The following is a 19,494-nucleotide window of genomic DNA, read 5'->3' as shown; positions in this document are numbered from 1 at the left end:
ATGATGACAACAAAAACGCTCTGTGCATGGCGAGAACAGCTTTTAGCACCTTTGGATGAAACCAAAGTGAGTAGCCAACTTGAGGAAAATAACCCTGATTGGGAATATATCGAAAGTGAAATGATAAAATTTGGTTCACTAAGCCACAGCACTTTAGATATTGATGATATTCAGCGTCGAGCATTACAACTCTTTGCTACACAAACTAAAGATTTTCGCTTACTTGTCCATTTTTTAAGAACGCTACAACACGCAGGTATTCCCGATGAGCTTGTGATTGCATCAACAATTACAAGTACCTATATGCAACATTATTGGGATACCAGTTACCCTAGTAATCCACGTTTAAAACTTCGTTTAGCACAACAAATTCTTAAACGTTTTGAATCAGTCAAAAACATTTTTTGCCATCAAGCCACACCTGAACAACGTGATAATATTTTGGGTGAATTTGCTTATTTAGCACAATTTTGGCACAACAATCAGCCTAATTTATCAACACAAGTGGATGAATTAAGCCGAGCATATCAACATATAGAAAATACGCAAAAACCCACCCTCACTGTTACCGAAAGTGTCAAAGTAGAAACTGCAAATGAAATAGAAACACCACCAGAAACATCAGTGAACATGACTGCTGCCCCTGTAATACAGCAACCTCATGTTGAAATTAATCAAAGTGATGATCGCCAATGGAAACAGACATTATTAAAAGTTGCAGGCATTCTTTGTGAACAAGCGCAAAATGATGCTGTGGGTTATCGTTTACGCCGATATGCTATCTGGCACAATATTCAAACACTTCCCATAAGCGATAAACAAGGTAAAACCCCTTTAGCTGCTGTGGCGATTGATAGAATAACTGATTACAAAGCACAACTCTCACAGCCGTCTATCTCATTACTCAATGATATTGAGCAAAGCTTAACGCTAGCACCTTATTGGTTAGATGGGCATTTTATGGCAGCTCAAACCGCACAATTATTAGGGCTAATTGATGTTTCATCAGCAATTGCTCAAGAGCTTTCATTATTTTTAATAAGATTACCTCAGCTTAATCATCTCTATTTCTCTGATATGACTCCCTTTATTTCAGAAGAAACTCATCTATGGCTGGGGAGTTTAGAAAACCAAGCTAACAATAAAGTAAGCCCTTCGTTATCACTACACAATGAGCAACAAGAAATTATGGATTGCTTTGAACAAGAAGGGCTTAATGCCGCATTATTAATGATTGATAACGCTATTTCAGTAGCGACTGAACCCCGTCAACGGTTTTATCTACAATTACTTTCTGCACAACTTTTTGAAGCATCAAAAATGAGTTCCATCGCAAATGTTTATTTTGATCAGCTTTATCAAGATGCACTTCGATATTCATTATCAGAGTGGGAACCCAATTTATTAAATCAATTAGCATCAAAAATGGAACATCAACAGAACTCGTTTTCTCATAGGGAATAATAATAATGAATTGGTCTTTTCTTTCTGGAAAAAAAATAGCAGATTTTATAAAAAAATTTTTCTTTTCTGATAAATCAAAAATTAAATCCCTATTTTTACTTTTAGTTGCTTTAATTCCTGCATTGCTTGTTATTTGGATCTGGTGGTGGGGAGCAAACTATGAATTTAAAGGTGATTATCCATTACGCTCACTTAGCGCACGTTGGTTAGCTACTGTTATCACTATTTTAGTGGTTGTCAGTTGGGTTGGAATTGCAACATGGCTTCGAGTTAAAAAACTTGAAGGGCTGAAATTAGAGGTAGAATTAGCCATTGTTGACCCTGTCCGTAATGATATTGAACACCAAACTCGTTATTTAAATTACTGGAAATCGCAGTTTATTAAACATCAAAATGGGCACACCAATGCGCTTTATCAAAAACCTTGGTATTTTGTTTTAGGTACTGATGAAAGTGGCAAAAATACCTTATTAAAAAATAGCTTAAATACCTTAGATATTGCGCCTATTGAAAATATTGTTAGCGAACAAAAACTGCCTTTACATATAAAAATGCGACTCGCCGATCAAGCGATATTATTAATACCTGAAGGGAAGCTAATTACACAGCCTAACCTCATTTTAGAAAAACCAAAACTTTATCACCGACTATGGAATGAATTACTAGGTTGGTTGAATGAACATCGTGCCCGCCAACCAATGAATGGCATTATTCTTACTATCGATATATTACAACTACTGACAAACGACAAAGAGAAAAATAGCCAATTTATTGCCTCATTACATATGCGGTTACAAGAAATTCGCATCGCATTTAATAGTCAATTACCTATTTATATCGTATTTACAAAACTCGATTTATTACAGGGATTTGATGCGATGTTTCAATCATTAGAAACGAAACAACGTGATGAAATTTTGGGTGTGACATTTCAATTAAATAACAAAAATAGCTGGGAAGAAGAGCTGAATACATTTTGGGAACAATGGGTAAGCCAAATGAATAGCGCCCTTCCTGAGATGATGATTAATCGTGTAGATGAAAGCCAACGCACTAAGTTATTTAGCTTTATCAGACAAATTCAAGGGTTGAAAACCAACGTAATCAATCTAATTGATGCGTTAACATCTAGTGATAAACAACAAGATATTCAATTACGTGGTGTATATCTCACATCAGCAACACAAGTCGGGCAAGTTGATAATATCTTTAGCCAAACAGCATCTGTGCAATATCATTTACCAACAGCACCTTTAGCCACTTGGCCAATTGCTGAAACTCACAGCTATTTTACACAATCGCTTTTTCAAGATGTTTTACTATCAGAGCCCAACTTGGCTGCTGAAAGTCAATTCTGGCTTAAAAAACATCGTAGAAGAGTTCTATTAGCTTCTGTTATCAGTTTTGTTGGGATTATCGCTTTGTGGAATGGCTGGAGCCACTATTACAGCAAAAACTATCAGTCTGGTGAAAATGTACTTAATGAAGTAAAAGCCTTTCGCGCTTCTGATACCATAATAACGACAAATACTGCGGGAAAAGAGCAACTTGCTGTATTAAATCCGTTATTAGATGCCACATTAGCTTATGGTAATTATCGTGAGAAAAGTGACCTATTTTCTGATCTTGGGCTATATCAAGGAAAGAATGTCGGCCCTTATGTCGAAAATGTTTACCTTCAATTAATAACAGAACATTATTTGCCTTCAATAATGAATTCTTTACTTGTTGAGTTAAATAAAGCCAAAGCAGGGAGTGAGGAAAAATTAGAGATATTACGCATTATGCGCATGCTTGAAGACAAAAGTGGACGCAATAATGAGATTGTTGAAAACTTTATGGCTAATTATTGGAGTCACTTATTTACAGGCCAGCGTGATATCCAATCTCAATTAATGTCACATTTACAATACGCATTAAAACATACCGATTGGCAAGCTCAACGTAAAGCTGGAGAAGCAACGGCAATTAATGCTTTTGTTCCTTTTACTCAACCCATTAATACAGCACAAAAAGAGCTGAGCCGTTTACCTCTTTATCAACGTGTTTACCAAACACTACGCCTTAAAGCAAACCAAGTGCTTTCATCACCATTAAATATACGTCATCAAGTTGGCCCTAGTTTTGACAGTATTTTTACTGCTATAAATGAAGATAAACTTCAAATGCCTCAGCTTCTTACACTGTATGGGTTAACAAACTACTTTACTCAACATAATGATGAGCTGGTGGATCTGACCTTTTTAGATGCATGGGTCTTAAATTTAAGTACAAACACTCAATATAGTGAAAATGATCGAAAAGAGATCCAACGCCAAATCACAGAACAATATCTTAATGATTATACAGCTCAATGGCGTGCCGCCATCAGTAACCTTGAAATAAGGGAGTTTGAATCACTACAAGATGAAATTAATGCATTAGAACAAATTATTAGTGGTGAACAACCAATACGACGAGCATTACAAGTATTAAGAGATAATACAACATTACCAAAAATAGATAGTTCACTACCTGTTGCTGACCAAAAAGCATTAATGGATGAATTAAAATATAAATTACTCATACGGTTAGATAAAGAATTTGCTCCTCAAACTGAAATTTTAGTCAGTAATAATGGTGAAAACCTGCAAAATCTTAATCAAAAATTAAATGAATTACATCGTTATTTATTAGGCATTTATAATTCACCCGTTCCAGGTAAAGCCGCATTAAAAGCGGTGACATCCCGTCTTGACGATAATAATCGTGACATTATCTTTGAATTATCTCAATCAGCTAAAACATTACCTGAACCAATGAATCGTTGGGTAGGCCAATTAGCCGATCAAGCTTGGAATGTTGTACAAAAAGAAGCAATTCGCTATATGGAAGTTGAGTGGAATGAAACCGTTGTTAAGCAATATCATACCTACATTATAGGTCGTTATCCGTTTAACGCAGCGGCTACACAAGATGTACCTTTAAGTGAGTTTGAACGTTTTTTTAAGCCTAACGGTACATTAGATAGCTTCTACCAGCAAAATCTACGCCTTTTTGTTGAAAATAACTTAATTGAAAACAGCGATGGTCAATCACTTATTCGTCCAGATGTATTAGAACAACTTGAAATAGCAAATCGAATTAGAAATACATTCTTTAATGCACAAGGCAATTTAGAAGCGCAATTTGCTATTGAAGCGCTATCACTAACAGGTAATAAGCGTCGTAGTGTTTTAAATCTTGATGGTCAATTGCTTGATTATTCACACGGCAGAAGTCATACCGTGCATATGGTTTGGCCCAATTCAATGCGTTCAAATATTGAAAGCAAACTCACCTTAGTACCCATTTCTGGCGATAAATCACCGCGAGCTATTTTATTTAGTGGTCCTTGGGCACAAATGCGACTGATTAATGGCGGCAGACTTACCAACATAAAACCACATTCTTTCGATGTGAAATTCACTCTTGATGGTGGCGATATGACATATCGGATCACAATCGATGAATCTAATAATCCTTTCTTTGGTGGATTATTTACGCGTTTCAAATTACCAGAAACCCTTTATTAACTGATTTCCCCTCATATTTATGAGGGGATAGGATCTTTCATGAATACGCCAAAAGAAAAATTTGTGATAAAAATTGCAGGCTCTCCTTTAGATATCCCTGAATTTATCGCATTAAAAGCGGAATTTAATAAACTCAATCATCCTTCTCAGCCTGAGATCAGTTGGACACTTATTGAGTCTCTTTCATTAACGTTATTTAAAACTCACGGTATCGACTTGCAAAGTGGCGTTTATTACACGCTTGCTCGCCTTCATCTTAATGGGCTAAATGGTTTTACTGAAGGATGTGAATTGGTTGCCAATATTGTGGTGAGTCAATGGGATAACCTTTGGCCTTTCCAATCAAACCATCGATGTGATGTATTGAATTGGTTTAATACCAAAGCAGGGGCTTTATTACGTCAATTAACCTTTTCTCCTTCTGATTTACGTTTAATTTATCGTTCAGAAAGAGCTCTACAATTAATTATTGATCAAATTGCTCATACAGATTGGCCGAAATTACCAAAGCTAGAAAATTTACTCTGGTTTTTCCAAAATGCAGCAAAAACCTTAGAGCAAACAACAAAAAATACAACACAAAAAAGTAATAATGCTACGGTTAAGATCCCCCCTATTGTCTATATCAGTCCATCTGATGAGATAAAAGAAAATAATACGTCTAAACCTAATCCCATCACCGAAGTCGTTTTATATGACGATACTCCTATTGAGAAAAAATCAATGAGTGCAAAAAAAGGTTTTTTTATTGGATTATTCACTAGCAGCGCTATTTTTTTTGTTATTGGTGTATCGCTGTATTTGCCGATGCAAAAAGAGTTATCTGCCATTACATCTCAACCTGAAGGTGCCATTACACAGTGGTTATATCAACCGAATATTAGTTCATACGCAAATAACCTTATTTTAATGGAAAAACAGTCTCCTCTATTTGCTTTAAGAAAATCAGATCATATGCTGGAAATAGCTAAAAAGCTTTGGCCTAATAATGCTGATCAATCTTACGCAACACGACAATGGCAAAATATTCTCACTACACGATTAGAAAATGCGCCTATTGACAGCAGTTGGTCTGATACCAATAAATTAATTCAACAACTTTCTGACAAAATTGTTCAACAAGAGCGTAATCGAAGCAGTTTCACTCTTTCTTATTTAAAAACCGCTGTTTACGAAATACAAAAAAGTCATAATAAAGCTATTCCAATTGAAAACAAACTGTATGAATTTTTACAGACAATAAATAAAGAGCAGATTATTTCACCCGCATTAATTAATAATCTTGATGCAGACGTTAATGGATTATTAGCACGATATTATTTTCTTCAAAAAGAAGCCGAAGAATTAGGATTAAAGCCTTACTCTTATTAAAAACAACAAAAAATCATGGCAGATATTATTTATTATTAATAAGGTAGATATTAGATTAACATGAGTGAAATTAAATACTTAAAAGAAAGACAATACCTACAAAAACTGGCAAAAGCCTACGCACAAAAAAAACCACACTTAGCAGAAGTCTTAGAACCAGACGATCCACAAACAGGTTATTTAATGGAAGGATTTGCTTTTCTTTCTGCTCATTTGCAAGAAAAAATTGATGATGCATTCCCTGAAATTACACTTCCTTTATTACAACGATTAGGCTCGCAGGCAATTAAAGGTGTGCCATCAACATCAATTATTCAAATTAGCTGTGAAAAAGAAATTAATTATAGTTATTTTATTCCTAAAAATAGCAGTGCATTAGGTGACAATAATACATGCTTTTCAAGTTGTCGTGATTTATATATTGAGCCTTATTCTCTTACTGAGAAAAAAGTGACGCATCAACCCAATAAAAGCTGTATTTCTTTAACCTTTAAATATCTTGGTAATATCGAACATACACAATCTTGTTCTCTTAATTTATTTCTCAGTCCAATAAAAAATATTGCAGATACTTTGTTGCTTGGATTAACTCAACATTTTGACTATATTGAATTAAAACACGCAGATCAAAATTATCATGGTGATAACGCAACATTTTGTTTTAATACTCAAATAGGTGAAAAATATCCTATTTTTTCACAATCAGAAAATACCCCAAAAGCACCACAACAATTACTTGAAGGATTGTATCTTCCTCATGTTCATCACTTTATTAGCTTAGATATTCCAAATATTATAAAGAACTTAGATTGGCAAAAAAGCTCTCAATTTACGATTAATATCTATTTAAATAAGCAAATTTCACTAACAGAAGAACAGTGTAAAAACTGCTTCTTACTTAATTGTGTTCCTTCCGTTGATAAAGAGAAAGAACATACTGTTATTATTGATTTTCAAGAGAATAAGTCGTCTTATTTATTACCGATCCCTGATAACCACTATCTTTCAAGTTTATCTGAAATCATGCTATCACTTGAACCTCATGAAAAAGAACGAGGTATTTATTGTCATTTTTATTCAATAACAGAGTTAACTTCAGCATCTCGTCTACTACCTCAATATCAAAATTCTCTTTTCTATTCATTAACTATAGATAAAGATATTACTGGACGCACATTTTACATTATTCATTTTTATGATAACAAAGGTGAAGCACTTATCTCGCCACCCAGTTTACATTTTTCTTGTACCTATATTGGTTTTGAAAAATATAAGGATAACAGTATTGGTGTATTAAATGCACATAGTGAAAATATGCCTGATAATTTATTACTCACAAATATCACACCATTATCAGAATGTTTCCCTCCTATTGTTGATGATAAATGTTATTGGCATTTATTATCACATTATAGTGCTAATGCGTTTATGTTAATGTCTATCTCAACAATAAAAAATATGCTGAGTGATTATTTAATTTATGCGGAACTAGATAAACAGATCACAAGAAAAATAAAAAGTTCATTAGACGGATGTATTGATTTAAATAGTTATACTTATGATTATATTTTAAAAGGCAAGCCACACCGTTGCTTATCTTTAACCTTAACCATTGATATTAATTATTTTGACAATGAAGGAGATGCATTTGTTTTCGTTTCACATCTTTATCATTTTTTCCCTTTTTGTTTATCAGAGAATATGTTATTGGAAATGAAAATTAAATTTAATACTGATGAAAAAATAAAATGGTTTTTATCACCATCCCCATTAAATGGCTACAAATCATTATTGTGATCAAAAAGAGCCTTTAATAGGGCTCTTTTTGATTTTATTTTTTAAATTAATCAAAGCAATATAATGAGTTATATAGTCTTTTTTATTTAAATATGTTTATTTATTTCAATTAAGATATTACAACAACTTTATTGCGTTAACATGAATATAAAGATTATTTTAAAAAATAATTGACATAATTAATTACTGGATAGAAAAATAAGATATCAAAAATATAAATTGATAATAAAAACCTGAATCATTGAAATCTAGCTTATTAGGCATCAACACAAAATAAGTGTATTTTTTTCTCCATCTCATCACCACAACTCTAAAAAAGAGTAGTTTCACTTCTTATACCAAATTTACTTAAATAATATTATTCTTATTTAATACTCTTATTTTGTCATTAACAAACGAAAAAACCATTAAATACTGACATAATTTATCTAAATAGTTGATTTAGGTAAAACGGTTTAAATCTTTTAATAAGCAAATATTAATAGTCAATGGCTATCAATAATTGATTTTTGATCGCTAATATCGATCTTTAGGTGTTTTTACGCTACTATCTTTTAAAAAGGAGAAGTAAATATGAGCGCAATTAGTATTGTGGTAGGCCAACGAATTAAGCAGAAAAGAAAACAATTAAAAATAAGCGGTGTTGAAATGGGACGAAAGCTCGGAATAAGCCAGCAACACTATTCACGTTTAGAAAATGGCCATATAAAAATAACGGTAGATCAATTAATTATCATAGCCCTAATATTAGGAGTTTCTCCACAAAGTTTATTGATCCATTCTGAAGTAATGTCCCCCATGATAAATACATGGGCTAAAACAGCCTTATCATCAAGTGATATTGTTGTCTCAAGAAATAGAAAACGTCGCAGTCTTAAATAAAAAATAAAGAAATTTTTATAGCGTTAGCTGATTTAACATCTAAGCTATTTTAACGAAAAAAAACGTCGCGACTTTTTGCTTTCTTTCAATTAGATAAAATATTATCCACTTACATAATCAATCGCTTGATTTTTTTGTTAAAACAAAGAATCAATTGTTAATATTTTTAGAAACTGAATGTTTTAATGGAATTTCTAGTACATGAGATAATTTTCTATTAGAGCCTTCTATCAAATAAGCTACTATTTCTTCTGATGATAGCTCATCGACTTCTCAATATTAAAATACTCATCCAGCCAATAAATAAGATCCGAAGGAAAAATTTTAAATTTTATCTTGCCGCCATAAATCGGATGACTTGATATTAGAGTAAAGCTCCCTTTCACGAGATTTGTTATTTCTTCTCACCCACCTCAATTATTTCTTGAGCTGTTTTACCATTTATTTTCTATAAGTAGTTTTTTCAACTTATCCTTATTATTATCTACAACAAAAGTTGCTGGCATTGAAATTTTAGCTCGTATTTTTTAGCAACTTAGCATCATCTTCAGGATTTAAATTTTTTCTCATTATAGTGCTAATTTAATTATTACAATCTATTTTATTGATTTTATTGTATTAATAAGAGGAATGTGTGTGTTTTCTGGGCGATCCCGTTGACACTACACTTTTAGTGAATGGCTATATTTACTGCTTAAATAGATGTTAATCTGCTCTAGTATTTCATTAATCGTATTACAAGAGATCGGAGACTGGGAAAGTATCGAAATGGTTAGAAGGTATGCTCACTTAGCACCACCATTTGACAGAACATGCACGACAAATTGTTAAATTTATTCAATTTCGTATCATGCCCCCAATTATGCTGCCTTTTTATTTTGTGACTTAAATATTAAGAGGTTCAGGCTTCAGCTTTCCCAAAGCCATCATAATTGCAAAAATATCATCAATAGTAATTTTATTGCAGATAATGAAACAACGACTATAAATAAACCTCCCCGTGTTTTTCACTGTCTTCATTTCAAACAGAACAACAGCAGCTGAAAAATATTTCACCCTCGTTTTTTTGACTTTTGCCGAGAACCTCCCCGATTAAAGCAATATTATTTAGTACAGAAAAATAATACTCCACAATTCAGATAACTCAGTTTAATCTGCATGTTATTTTTATGTTGTACTACATTGAGGACTTCCATGGAGCGGGCTGATTTTAATACTGTAAAAGCCTTGATTCATATGTTTCTTGAACAAGAGCATATCAAGAATCGATTAGATATGATTTGTAACAATAAGATAAGTGACTGGGAAAAATGGCTTCAGCTAGAACTGGAATTCTACATGTCTCATCACGACTCAATAAAAGAAATAGAACGAGAAGTTAGATACCCTTGCGATAGACGGAAGAATAAAACCAATATTAATATGTTTATTGACCTAAAGTTTAGGAAAAAACGGTGTAAAAAAAATTCATATATTTTCATTGAATTAAAATGTGCTAAAAATGCTTGTTCACTACTATCAAAAATGGAAAGCGATGTATCTAAGGTATTATCTATAAGACAATCTGCTGATGTAAGTCGCTCTTTTTGGTGTATCGGTTTTTATACAGAATCAAGCAAGACCGATAAAAATAAAGCACAAAGTAGACTTAATAAATATGTGTACCAATATCACGATAGTATCCATCTATCAAATGGTGAGCTGGGTTTAATGATTATATAATGATGCTATTTTCAACAAAATAATTTCGAATCACATTAGTTATTTGATATTAGCTAAACTGGCCGTCTTAAAGAGGGTTAGTTGCGAACTAGGCTAATAATATTGAGTTGTTTAAAGAGGTGAAATATCCTCTTTTAAATTTCTCGATTTCAAATCAAGCTTATTGATACTAAGTTTTACTAACCAGTAACTATCTGTGCTTCTGTTAGCTGATAACCATTAAACCATTCATAGCGACCTGTAGCTGTTTTAACTAGCTTAGGGAATTTTATTACCGTTCCTGACGTGGTGATCCTGATTGATTTTGCTTTTCTCATTGCTGGCAAGGCAGATACCTATAATGAGACTGCTATCATTTCTGTGGTTAATTTGGTGCTATCCGAAGGTATAGATAACGGGCGTATTATCGCTGAACGAATTAACGATGCTGGCTATCAAACGAAAGGTGGTAAAGCATGGGATAAGGATATTTATTCAGCGTGGAAACAGCACAAGGATATAGTAAATAAATTGAATTATTTGCAGGACTAAAGCCACTATTGATTTTAACGTATAAAAATTGTTATTACAAATTTTGCTATCTATAATAACGGACAATTTAAACTATATTTTTGTCCGTTAAGTGCTAAAAGAATTATATTATTATGATAAATTATTCATTAACCTTGAAAATTCACTCATGCATATATGTATATTTTTCACCCGTTCTTCGGCGGTGCTATTGTAATCATTCGGATGTACCTTATCAGTGAGTATGTATAACTCAACATGCTCCAAGTTTTTTGTCACATTATCTTTTATTTCAATAAAATTACTTCCATTATTTAATTTTGTCGAAACTACTACATGATATTTTAAATTATCAGAAAAAGAACTATTCTTTTTTTCTTTAGTTATCCCATCATTGAAAGTGAAACTCGTTCCTTTTAATTTATCTATTTTTTTATTCCACGTATCACAAAATGCAAAAATATCATTTCTAGACCATCCAAAATCAAGCTTTAAGTCGATGATATCACTACTTACTCTATCATTCATAATTAATATATCTGGGAAAAATCGTATATTTGCTGTTGATGAAAACAATTGCTGATCTACGAAATATTGATAACTATCAGGTAAATTTTTTGATAAATAATCAGCAAATAGATCTTCAAAAACACCCGATACAGAATGACTACGCCCACGAAACACTCTCTTGTTTTCAACATATGTTTCTCTTGAATTTTGATAGGCATATATCAAATTCTCTATAATGTCTTCTGGTGACTCATTTTTATTTTTTAATTTATTTATTAGCATTTCTATTCTCAAATTAGTTTTATTATTACGGCTACCCCCAACATATGCTGAAGTTAACAGCTATCTAATCATAATGCTAAGTTGATAGTAAAAACTTAGCAAACCTTAGCATTGAATACGTAGTTACCTTAACATTTCTATATATCTAAATTTGAGCATAAATTACGTTAATCATTACTATGACTGGCTTTGAGTAAGTTCGCCCCCTGCGCAGTGTGCAATTTACCTTATCAAACCTTATCATCTGAAACGTTATCAAATGTTATCATTTATCTAAGATATCCAAAGATTCAACGCTAATAAACCTTAGGAAAACTTAGGATTGAGGAATTAGAAAAACGTTAGGATTTGTTAGGGTTTAATATTTATTTTTGTCGCTATCACCCTATATTTACAGTTTTTCTAACGTGTCCGAAAACTATTTTCTGTTAGATACATAAACCATGATTCTTAACGTACTAGAAAAGTCATTTCACTTACGCGCATACTGTTCACGAAAGTATCTACCTTACGCATCCACCCTAGTGATTCTGTTACCTCGATTCCAATACCAACTTTATCAATGATTGACTATTTACTCATCACAATTAAGCCCCAACTCATCGTTAAAGGGCTTTAATATAATGATATATATCACTTATATTGTGTGAAATATTCAGGAGTTACTAAGAATGGGACAAGGCCATATTGCATTAATTCATTTACTGACACATCTGATAATTTAAAAGTCAGTGGTTTTTTGTCAAATTTAATTCCGCTTATTAACACTGGGTCATTTTTAGATGTGCTTCCTGTAAATGTTACGCCTAACGCAACTGCCTTATCAATTTTCACGTTACCAGGTATAAGAATAATGCTGATACTAAAATCCATCTTTTGATGTGAATCTTTTTCTGCTTGCTTGATTCTTTTAATTAACCCTTCTGAAGCATTAACACCAGCCAATATATCTTTGTAAGAGATAATCATTAGATCCGTATCAATAATCTTCTTATCTTCTCCAACCTTGCCAACACCAACAGGTATTGAGAAATGTGCGAATGAATCAAATTTTTGCTTATAACATTCAACATATTCCGCATCTTTAAAAATTGTAGGTACTTTATTTTTTAATTCTATTAATGATTTAGATTCCTTTCTGGAGTCTTCAAAATCATTACATGAAGATACTTCGAAATTAATATCTCCTTTAACAATTTTTTGCTCACTAGATAATAAGTCATCTGTATTTATTTTTGTTTCTAAATCAACCTTACAACCAACTAATAAGGAAGATATAACAGCAACCATAAATATTTTCTTCATCAAAAAACCCTTATGATAATTAAACAAAACTTTACAATTTCATTTAACCATCATAAAGGCTTATAGCAAGCAAAAAATGCAGAGAACAATCTAAATACGACTTATAGCACTTTGACTGCTATTTCTTTTCTGCCATTTCAATTATTTCTTTGGCTGTTTTACCATCAAGTTTATCTTTGAATAACTGCTGTTTCTCTTGATCACTTCCTTTCGTGCTACCAACTTCAAACATTGTTTTCAATACAGCTTTCTGTAATTGAGCAAATTGTTCTGCTGGCAATTCTTCCTTCATTGATTGCATTGATTGTTTTATTTCATCAGTTGACGATGCTTTAAATTTAGCCTCGCCACAGCCAATGAGAAATAAAGATAGCACAGCTACCGTTAGAAATTTTTTCACATTTACCTCCTAAAAAGATTCATCAAGGATAATAATGAATAACAGCAAAAGAAAGCAAAACTATCAATTAGGTGATATAGCGCTCATTAAATTTTGGTAAGTTAACCTATTAGCTTTATTGTAAGCATCAGAAGAAAGTGAAGTCGCTTTTTGAGGATCACTTGATGCAATACTTTGGTAAATTGTTGTATCCCCAATCTGAACAGAGATATTTCTATTCGCTTGAGCGTTAGCCATTACCGCATTAGTATTTTCAGGCAAGACAGCTAAACCTTGAATTGTATCAATTAATTTCCCTGAGAATTTACTGTAGTGGTCAACTAAAACTGGTCATCGTTTTAGAGTTTTTCCAGTATCTCTTTTCAGATTTGGTTGGTGGTAACCCACCATTATATTCATGAGGTCTGAGTGTACGGTAATATCCGATAATATAATCTGTTATATCACGATCTGCATCACCAAAGCTTATGTAATCCATCGGTATCCACTCGTTTTTTAGACTCCTGAAGAATCACTCCATCGGACTATTATCTCAGCAGTTTCCTCGTCGACTCATACTCTATATTATCCGATAACACCATAGTAACTGCCGAAATTGTCTACTGCGAAATTGTCTACTGGTATAGTGACTACCCTGATCGCTGTGAAACATGACTCTCATTGGATGTCCCCGTCTTTCCCAAGCCATCGTCAGTCGACTATCAGGTGAAAACGACATAGCCCACCCCACCGGTTTTCGGGCAAACAAGTCAAGTACAACAGAGAGATATGCCCAACGCTTTCCTATTAGCTTGGCTCCGTAACTTGATACGTCTTTTATCTGGCTCAACACAACGACATTTCCAGCATTTACAGCTACTGAGATAAACCCCGAACTCATGGCAGAAAGTGACTATAGAATAACGCTCTCTGAGTTTTCCGATTAACGCAAATTGTTCAGGGAGTCTGACATCAAGGACCAGTAACCTTTTTTAATATTTCATTTTCCATTTCAATACGTTGAAGTTTTTTCTTTAATTCACGTATTTCAATTTGCTCAGATGTAATAAGGGACGCTTTGGGCGTTTTCCCAGCCCTTTCGTCCCGTAATTGTTTTATCCAGCGAGTCATAGTGGAAATACCAATATTCATGGCATTAATTACATCAGCAACTGTATAGTTCTGATCCACAATCAGTTGGGTGGCCAAATGTATTAAACCACTACATACCGCATGTAAAGTTTTAAGAGATCAGATAGGAAAGCATTCAAGATATGTCTTTGTTCATACAGAGTCAAAAAAACGCCCTGATGGAACAATGATACCTCAAATCAGAAAAATGAGAGTTGATGACAACAGTGGCTGGCGTGCTGGATTAAAAAGAGCTGGTATAGAAAACTTTCGCTTTCATGACTTAAGACATACTTGGGCAAGTTGGTTAATTCAGTCCGGAGTGCCGCTTTCAGTATTACAAGAAATGGGCGGATGGGAATCAGTTGATATGGTTAGAAGGTATGCACACCTAGCGCCTAATCATTTAACTGAACATGCAAAGCAAATAGACACTATTTTTGGCACTTGCGTCCCAAATGCGTCCCACTTGAGAAAAGTAGAGAATTTAAAATGAATGTAACTAATTGATTTTAAATGGTACGCCCTACAGGATTCGAACCTGTGACCTACGGCTTAGAAGGGCGTTATATACTGATTTCATTGAGTTTTATATAATTTCATGAGATTTCATCTTTTTGATTTACAAGGATTTATATACCTTGCATGATTTCAGCTAGTTTCATATCATTTCTTCGTTACTTGACCCGTTACTTGACCCGCAAACAACCCGTAAATGGAAATTAGTTATGGCTAGCGTATTACTGACTGATAGTAAAATACGAGGACTGAAACCAAAGAAATCTGCGTATTATACTTGGCAAGCATCAGCGACTAGAGGCACTGGACGCCTTGGTGTAAAAACATATCCATCTGGAAGAAAAGTTTTCGTCTACCGCTACTTCAAAGATGGAAAAGAGAAATTTATATCGCTTGGTGATTACCCTAATTTATCACTAGCAGATGCTGCAGTAAAATCCGTAGCAGCTGCTACCGAATCATCATCCCCAGAGAGAATTAAATATGAACACGCCACAGTAAAACAGCTTTTTGATGATTACATTGAAGATCAAAAACGACAAGGCAAGCGTTCATATGATAAAACTCAAAACAGACTAAATCAGGTTCTAGATAGTAAGCATATTGATGCCTCTATGCCTGCAAAAGATGTGACTCCAGATCATATAAAAAGAATACTTTCTGAGTTTATCTCCCGAGGTGCTTTGGCAGGTTCGAACAAAGTAAGAGCAAATCTACATGCGGTATTCAACTTCGGTTTGTTTGCCGATAATGATCCAGCAAAAATAAACGAGCGCGTTATTTATGGATTGGAACGAAATCCTGTCACTGTGGTTCCTAGACAAAAAGGTGCAGATAAAGCGTTAGATAGATTTTTATCATGGGATGAGTTGAAGCTATTATTAGAGCTATTCAATAAGCCCACCATCGAATGCCCTATTAACTCAGATTATGCGCGTCTATTTCTATTTTGCGTTTATTCCGCAGGACAAAGGCCATGGGAAATTCTGGCCAATACTCGCGACAATTGGGATAAAAAGAACAATACATTAACGGTTCCACCTCATATTTCAAAAACAGGCGATTATCATGTCATTCCACTGGTACAGCCTGCTATTGATATTCTTAATATCCAAGAACTATTGTATCCAACATCAAATTATCTTTTCCCTGCTGATACTAAAGAAAGACACTTGCTAACGTCTGAATACGCTAAACAATTAAATAAATTTTGTAAGAAAAATGAGTTTGAGAAATTTACACCTAGAGATGTGAGAAGAACATTCAAAACATTGGCTGGAGAAATGGGAATAAGTTCTGAGTTAAGGGATATGGTGCAAAACCACAAAAGACCAGGAGTTTCTCAAAAGCATTATGATAGATATGATTATTTAAGAGAAAAACGAGAAACGCTTGATACATGGTGTGAAAAACTATCGTCTCTAAAAGAAGCATAGTATTTATATATCATTTAAATTTCTTATTGTCGGATAGATGTAACCCACAATAAGGAATGCTAAAAATGAGAATGGCTCTATATGCCTGTCATTGTCATAGAAATCAGTTATCAACATTGAACTCTACAAATAAAAGAACAAAAATTGAGCATTTTAGTACAAAGTAACGTACACTGAATCACGATATCCCTATAATGGGTGAAAGATATGAAAGCTTTTAATGTGATAAGAATGTTTCAAGACGCACTAGTAGAAGTTACCTGCCCAAGTTGTTCTTATGTTGCCAAACAAAACAAACATAAACTTAAGAAAAACCTAATCTTATTGTGTCCGAATTGCGGTTACATGTTTTATTTCAATAAAATATAAAACTAAACTCAATATGCCAGTTGTTGCCGTAGACGTTGAACGACAACAACCAGCACATTTGCGCGAGTATTTTAATGAACGATTAGCGTTTTATCGTGAGAGAAGTAAGAGATTGCCGGACGGAAATTCAGTGCAGTATTTGAAAACGGAGTAGCGCCGATGCTCGATGGAACCGACCGAGTTATATAATCAATCAGTTATCAATTTCTGGTGTCTTATTGGTGTCCTGATTTTATATCACTTAAAAATACCAGAGCTCAAATCAATGAAATGCTCTAATGACAACTTACCTTCAAACTTGTCTCCATATTCCCGATTCATTGTCTGCATGTCTAGTTTGAATGATATATTCTTAAATTTACCTGATTTATTTATGGGAATTAATTTATTATCTAAAAAAAACTTAATAACTTTTTTATGCCCTTCAATATCATCAATATTTAAGTAAAAACACGCAACTCCAGATTCAGCATTATTCGTATATTTACAATGCTCGACTACGCTATTTAAAATTGCTTTTTGACATATTTTATCTGTGAACTCCGCATCATTAAAAAAATACATCCACTTACCAATTTTGTCGTTATTTATGTTATTACTTTCATTTTTAGATGAAAAATAAACCCAAAAATCATTTTCTCTAATCTTCATAAAACACCTAACTTATACATGATAATATTTTAGTGTAGCACTCTAATTATTATATTAAACTTCCTCTTGTTTTTGTCTACGCTCCTCTTCCACCTTCTGCGCTTCTGCCATCTCTCTCATTCTCACGTTATAGATTGATTGCTCAGGCATCTGTACACGAACGGAAATAAAACGACCATCAGGAATATCAATCGGGTCGCCGTCATTGAAACCGTTAATATCATTACGAGCGAATTTAGGTGCGCTAGGGTGAGTTCGGTGATAGGTCTTAACGAGAATCGAACCATCTTTGTTAACTTTAGAGTTAACCCATATCAGTGGCTGTTTATTAACATCGAGTGGAATTTCAATACCGCCATCAACTCCACCCCAGCCTGCATCTGAGTTAAAACCAAGTACACCCTCAATGAGATACTCACCTTTCGCTACTCGAGTAACAGTTGCGCCCTCGGATTCGTCGTTAGTTGTGAACGAGCCATCTGGATTGATGTCGATGATTGGGGAGGCTTTTTTGATAAAGCCGTTTGTATCAGATCTTGCATTTGCCGTAGTCCAAACTTCCCATGTACCAAACCATGCGCCTGCATCTTTTGTACTAAATAAAAATCTATTACCTCGCCCCCATAATGAAAATACATACTGATCATTAGTAACATGAGTGCAAGCCATACCCATAAACATTACATTATATGCTTCAATATCTTGGCATTGATAAAATCCGTTTCTATTTATGGACTGTTTGCTAACCGTATTTGGCGTGACATTTGTGACAACGTCCATCCCATTAACTGCAAGACCAGTATTAGTTAAATGAATTCTACCGCTTCCATTTGTATTTATTTGAAATTCATTGGAAGCATCCATAGATCCCATTCGCCAACGAAGCGAGTTATCAGATTTCAAGCTTTCAATATAGCTACTTTTTGAATTGTCTGGTGCTTTAAAAGCCATCACCCTGCCGCTTAATGCATTGACTCCACTATAAATTATATGTTCAGTAGCACCTTGAGGTACTCTGGGTATGCCTAAAACCCCATTATATGAGTTACCTAGATTGTATTGGAAGAAGCCATAATCACTACCGTCTGTGGAGCGTGGAGGGTACAAGTTTAAATAATCTTTACTATCTCTAGTTGCCGAGATTGGATTCGCAGACACTCTCCCTGTAACGTTACCCCCTGTTTTAAGATCTAGTTTATTTGCAATATCACTTTGCATCTTCTTAATACTATCTAGCGTAACAATCTCACCATTTGGCATCTCAATTTTTGTCTGGCCCGTTTGAGTCATCCATGTGTTCATTGCATCGAGGAAATACTCAACATAACTATTAATAGCGACCATTGTTCTTGCTGCATCACTATTATTATCTGGCTCAGTAATATGAATTGAGAATGTGGTGTTAGTGGCTGTGGCTAATGCAGGTTGTGCTAATACTAATTCAGTGTCGGAATTAACGGATTTAATCATATACGGAATATTAGTATTTCCCGATTTAATTAAAATAGTCATTCCGATATTAATAGCTGGATTATTATTTTTAAATTTAGTGCCAGTGCCTTTGACAATAGCAGACCCTGACACTGTGTTAACAGTGCCTGTTGTGTATATC

16 protein-coding genes and 4 pseudogenes are annotated in these 19,494 nt (G+C 33.8%); 12 read left to right on the top strand and 8 right to left on the bottom strand.

From position 1 onward, the window contains the following. Nucleotides 1-3 precede the first annotated feature (3 nt). The 7 genes and pseudogenes from tssA to DK866_RS15665 all read left to right on the top strand — a co-directional run bounded on the left by tssA (nt 4) and on the right by DK866_RS15665 (nt 10,790). Nucleotides 4-1,464, top strand: coding sequence for a type VI secretion system protein TssA (tssA, locus tag DK866_RS15695; protein ID WP_109409645.1), 1,461 nt, complete (start codon nt 4-6; stop codon nt 1,462-1,464). A gap of 5 nt (nt 1,465-1,469) precedes the next feature. After that, the gene (gene tssM, locus DK866_RS15690) at nt 1,470-5,018 is read left to right on the top strand and encodes a type VI secretion system membrane subunit TssM (RefSeq protein ID WP_109409644.1); all 3,549 of its coding nucleotides are present in this window, start codon (nt 1,470-1,472) and stop codon (nt 5,016-5,018) included. A gap of 39 nt (nt 5,019-5,057) precedes the next feature. Further along, nucleotides 5,058-6,389, top strand: coding sequence for a VasL domain-containing protein (locus tag DK866_RS15685; protein WP_109409643.1), 1,332 nt, complete (start codon nt 5,058-5,060; stop codon nt 6,387-6,389). A 60-nt stretch (nt 6,390-6,449) separates the two neighbouring features. Continuing rightward, a complete protein-coding gene (locus DK866_RS15680; RefSeq protein WP_109409642.1) occupies nt 6,450-8,186 on the top strand; it encodes a type VI secretion system baseplate subunit TssF in 1,737 nt (578 codons plus the stop codon). 573 nt (nt 8,187-8,759) lie between these two features. Beyond that, nucleotides 8,760-9,068 (top strand): helix-turn-helix domain-containing protein, encoded by a 309-nt coding sequence (locus DK866_RS15675; protein ID WP_109409641.1) that lies wholly within the window; start codon nt 8,760-8,762, stop codon nt 9,066-9,068. A gap of 723 nt (nt 9,069-9,791) precedes the next feature. Beyond that, a pseudogene (locus DK866_RS20365) lies at nt 9,792-9,957 on the top strand (hypothetical protein); the annotation flags it as partial. 305 nt (nt 9,958-10,262) lie between these two features. Continuing rightward, complete coding sequence (locus DK866_RS15665) at nt 10,263-10,790, top strand: hypothetical protein (protein WP_109409640.1); 528 nt, start codon at nt 10,263-10,265, stop codon at nt 10,788-10,790. 179 nt (nt 10,791-10,969) lie between these two features. On the opposite strand, the gene DK866_RS19860 is transcribed toward DK866_RS15665, so the two are convergent. Next, nucleotides 10,970-11,116, bottom strand: a complete 147-nt coding sequence (locus DK866_RS19860) for a hypothetical protein (RefSeq protein ID WP_162557018.1) — start codon at nt 11,114-11,116, stop codon at nt 10,970-10,972. Between DK866_RS19860 and DK866_RS19855 the strand changes: the two are divergent. Further along, a pseudogene (locus DK866_RS19855) lies at nt 11,097-11,321 on the top strand (hypothetical protein); the annotation flags it as partial. The gene DK866_RS19860 and the pseudogene DK866_RS19855 overlap by 20 nt on opposite strands. Nucleotides 11,322-11,432: 111 nt before the next feature. Here the strand turns inward: DK866_RS19855 and DK866_RS15660 are convergent. The 5 genes and pseudogenes from DK866_RS15660 to DK866_RS15640 all read right to left on the bottom strand — a co-directional run bounded on the left by DK866_RS15660 (nt 11,433) and on the right by DK866_RS15640 (nt 14,991). Then, nucleotides 11,433-12,092, bottom strand: coding sequence for a hypothetical protein (locus tag DK866_RS15660; protein ID WP_109409639.1), 660 nt, complete (start codon nt 12,090-12,092; stop codon nt 11,433-11,435). A 633-nt stretch (nt 12,093-12,725) separates the two neighbouring features. Further along, on the bottom strand, nt 12,726-13,397 hold the full coding sequence (locus DK866_RS15655) for a DUF7424 family protein (protein ID WP_109409638.1): 672 nt from the start codon (nt 13,395-13,397) through the stop codon (nt 12,726-12,728). Nucleotides 13,398-13,515: 118 nt separating this feature from the next. Next, nucleotides 13,516-13,797: a DUF6694 family lipoprotein gene (locus DK866_RS15650; RefSeq protein ID WP_109409637.1), complete on the bottom strand. Its 282-nt coding sequence runs from the start codon at nt 13,795-13,797 to the stop codon at nt 13,516-13,518. Nucleotides 13,798-13,860: 63 nt separating this feature from the next. Next, nucleotides 13,861-14,058: a hypothetical protein gene (locus DK866_RS15645; RefSeq protein WP_109409636.1), complete on the bottom strand. Its 198-nt coding sequence runs from the start codon at nt 14,056-14,058 to the stop codon at nt 13,861-13,863. Nucleotides 14,059-14,113: 55 nt separating this feature from the next. After that, nucleotides 14,114-14,991: pseudogene (locus DK866_RS15640) on the bottom strand (DDE-type integrase/transposase/recombinase). Between the two features lie 13 nt (nt 14,992-15,004). Here DK866_RS15640 and DK866_RS15635 point away from each other — a divergent pair. From DK866_RS15635 to DK866_RS15625, 4 genes and pseudogenes are all read left to right on the top strand, one after another. Continuing rightward, nucleotides 15,005-15,403: pseudogene (locus tag DK866_RS15635) on the top strand (site-specific integrase); the annotation flags it as partial. Nucleotides 15,404-15,635: 232 nt separating this feature from the next. Further along, entirely contained in the window at nt 15,636-16,862 is a 1,227-nt protein-coding gene (locus tag DK866_RS15630; protein ID WP_109409634.1) for a tyrosine-type recombinase/integrase, read from the top strand. A 207-nt stretch (nt 16,863-17,069) separates the two neighbouring features. Then, nucleotides 17,070-17,231 (top strand): YnfU family zinc-binding protein, encoded by a 162-nt coding sequence (locus DK866_RS20360; RefSeq protein ID WP_215534280.1) that lies wholly within the window; start codon nt 17,070-17,072, stop codon nt 17,229-17,231. Next, entirely contained in the window at nt 17,197-17,385 is a 189-nt protein-coding gene (locus tag DK866_RS15625; RefSeq protein WP_347876377.1) for a DNA polymerase III subunit theta, read from the top strand. Before DK866_RS20360 ends, DK866_RS15625 begins: the two co-directional genes overlap by 35 nt. Nucleotides 17,386-17,468: 83 nt before the next feature. Here the strand turns inward: DK866_RS15625 and DK866_RS15620 are convergent, their stop codons facing one another. Both DK866_RS15620 and DK866_RS20220 read right to left on the bottom strand, forming a co-directional pair. Beyond that, the gene (locus DK866_RS15620; protein ID WP_109409632.1) at nt 17,469-17,882 is read right to left on the bottom strand and encodes a hypothetical protein; all 414 of its coding nucleotides are present in this window, start codon (nt 17,880-17,882) and stop codon (nt 17,469-17,471) included. A gap of 54 nt (nt 17,883-17,936) precedes the next feature. Then, nucleotides 17,937-19,466, bottom strand: coding sequence for a hypothetical protein (locus DK866_RS20220; RefSeq protein ID WP_244179716.1), 1,530 nt, complete (start codon nt 19,464-19,466; stop codon nt 17,937-17,939). Nucleotides 19,467-19,494 lie beyond the last annotated feature (28 nt).

Origin of the sequence: Proteus genomosp. 4 str. ATCC 51469 (assembly GCF_003144375.1) — a bacterium.
GTDB lineage: Bacteria > Pseudomonadota > Gammaproteobacteria > Enterobacterales > Enterobacteriaceae > Proteus.
The sequence above is the reverse complement of the archived record's forward strand: the minus strand, read 5'-3'. Positions and strand labels throughout refer to the sequence as shown.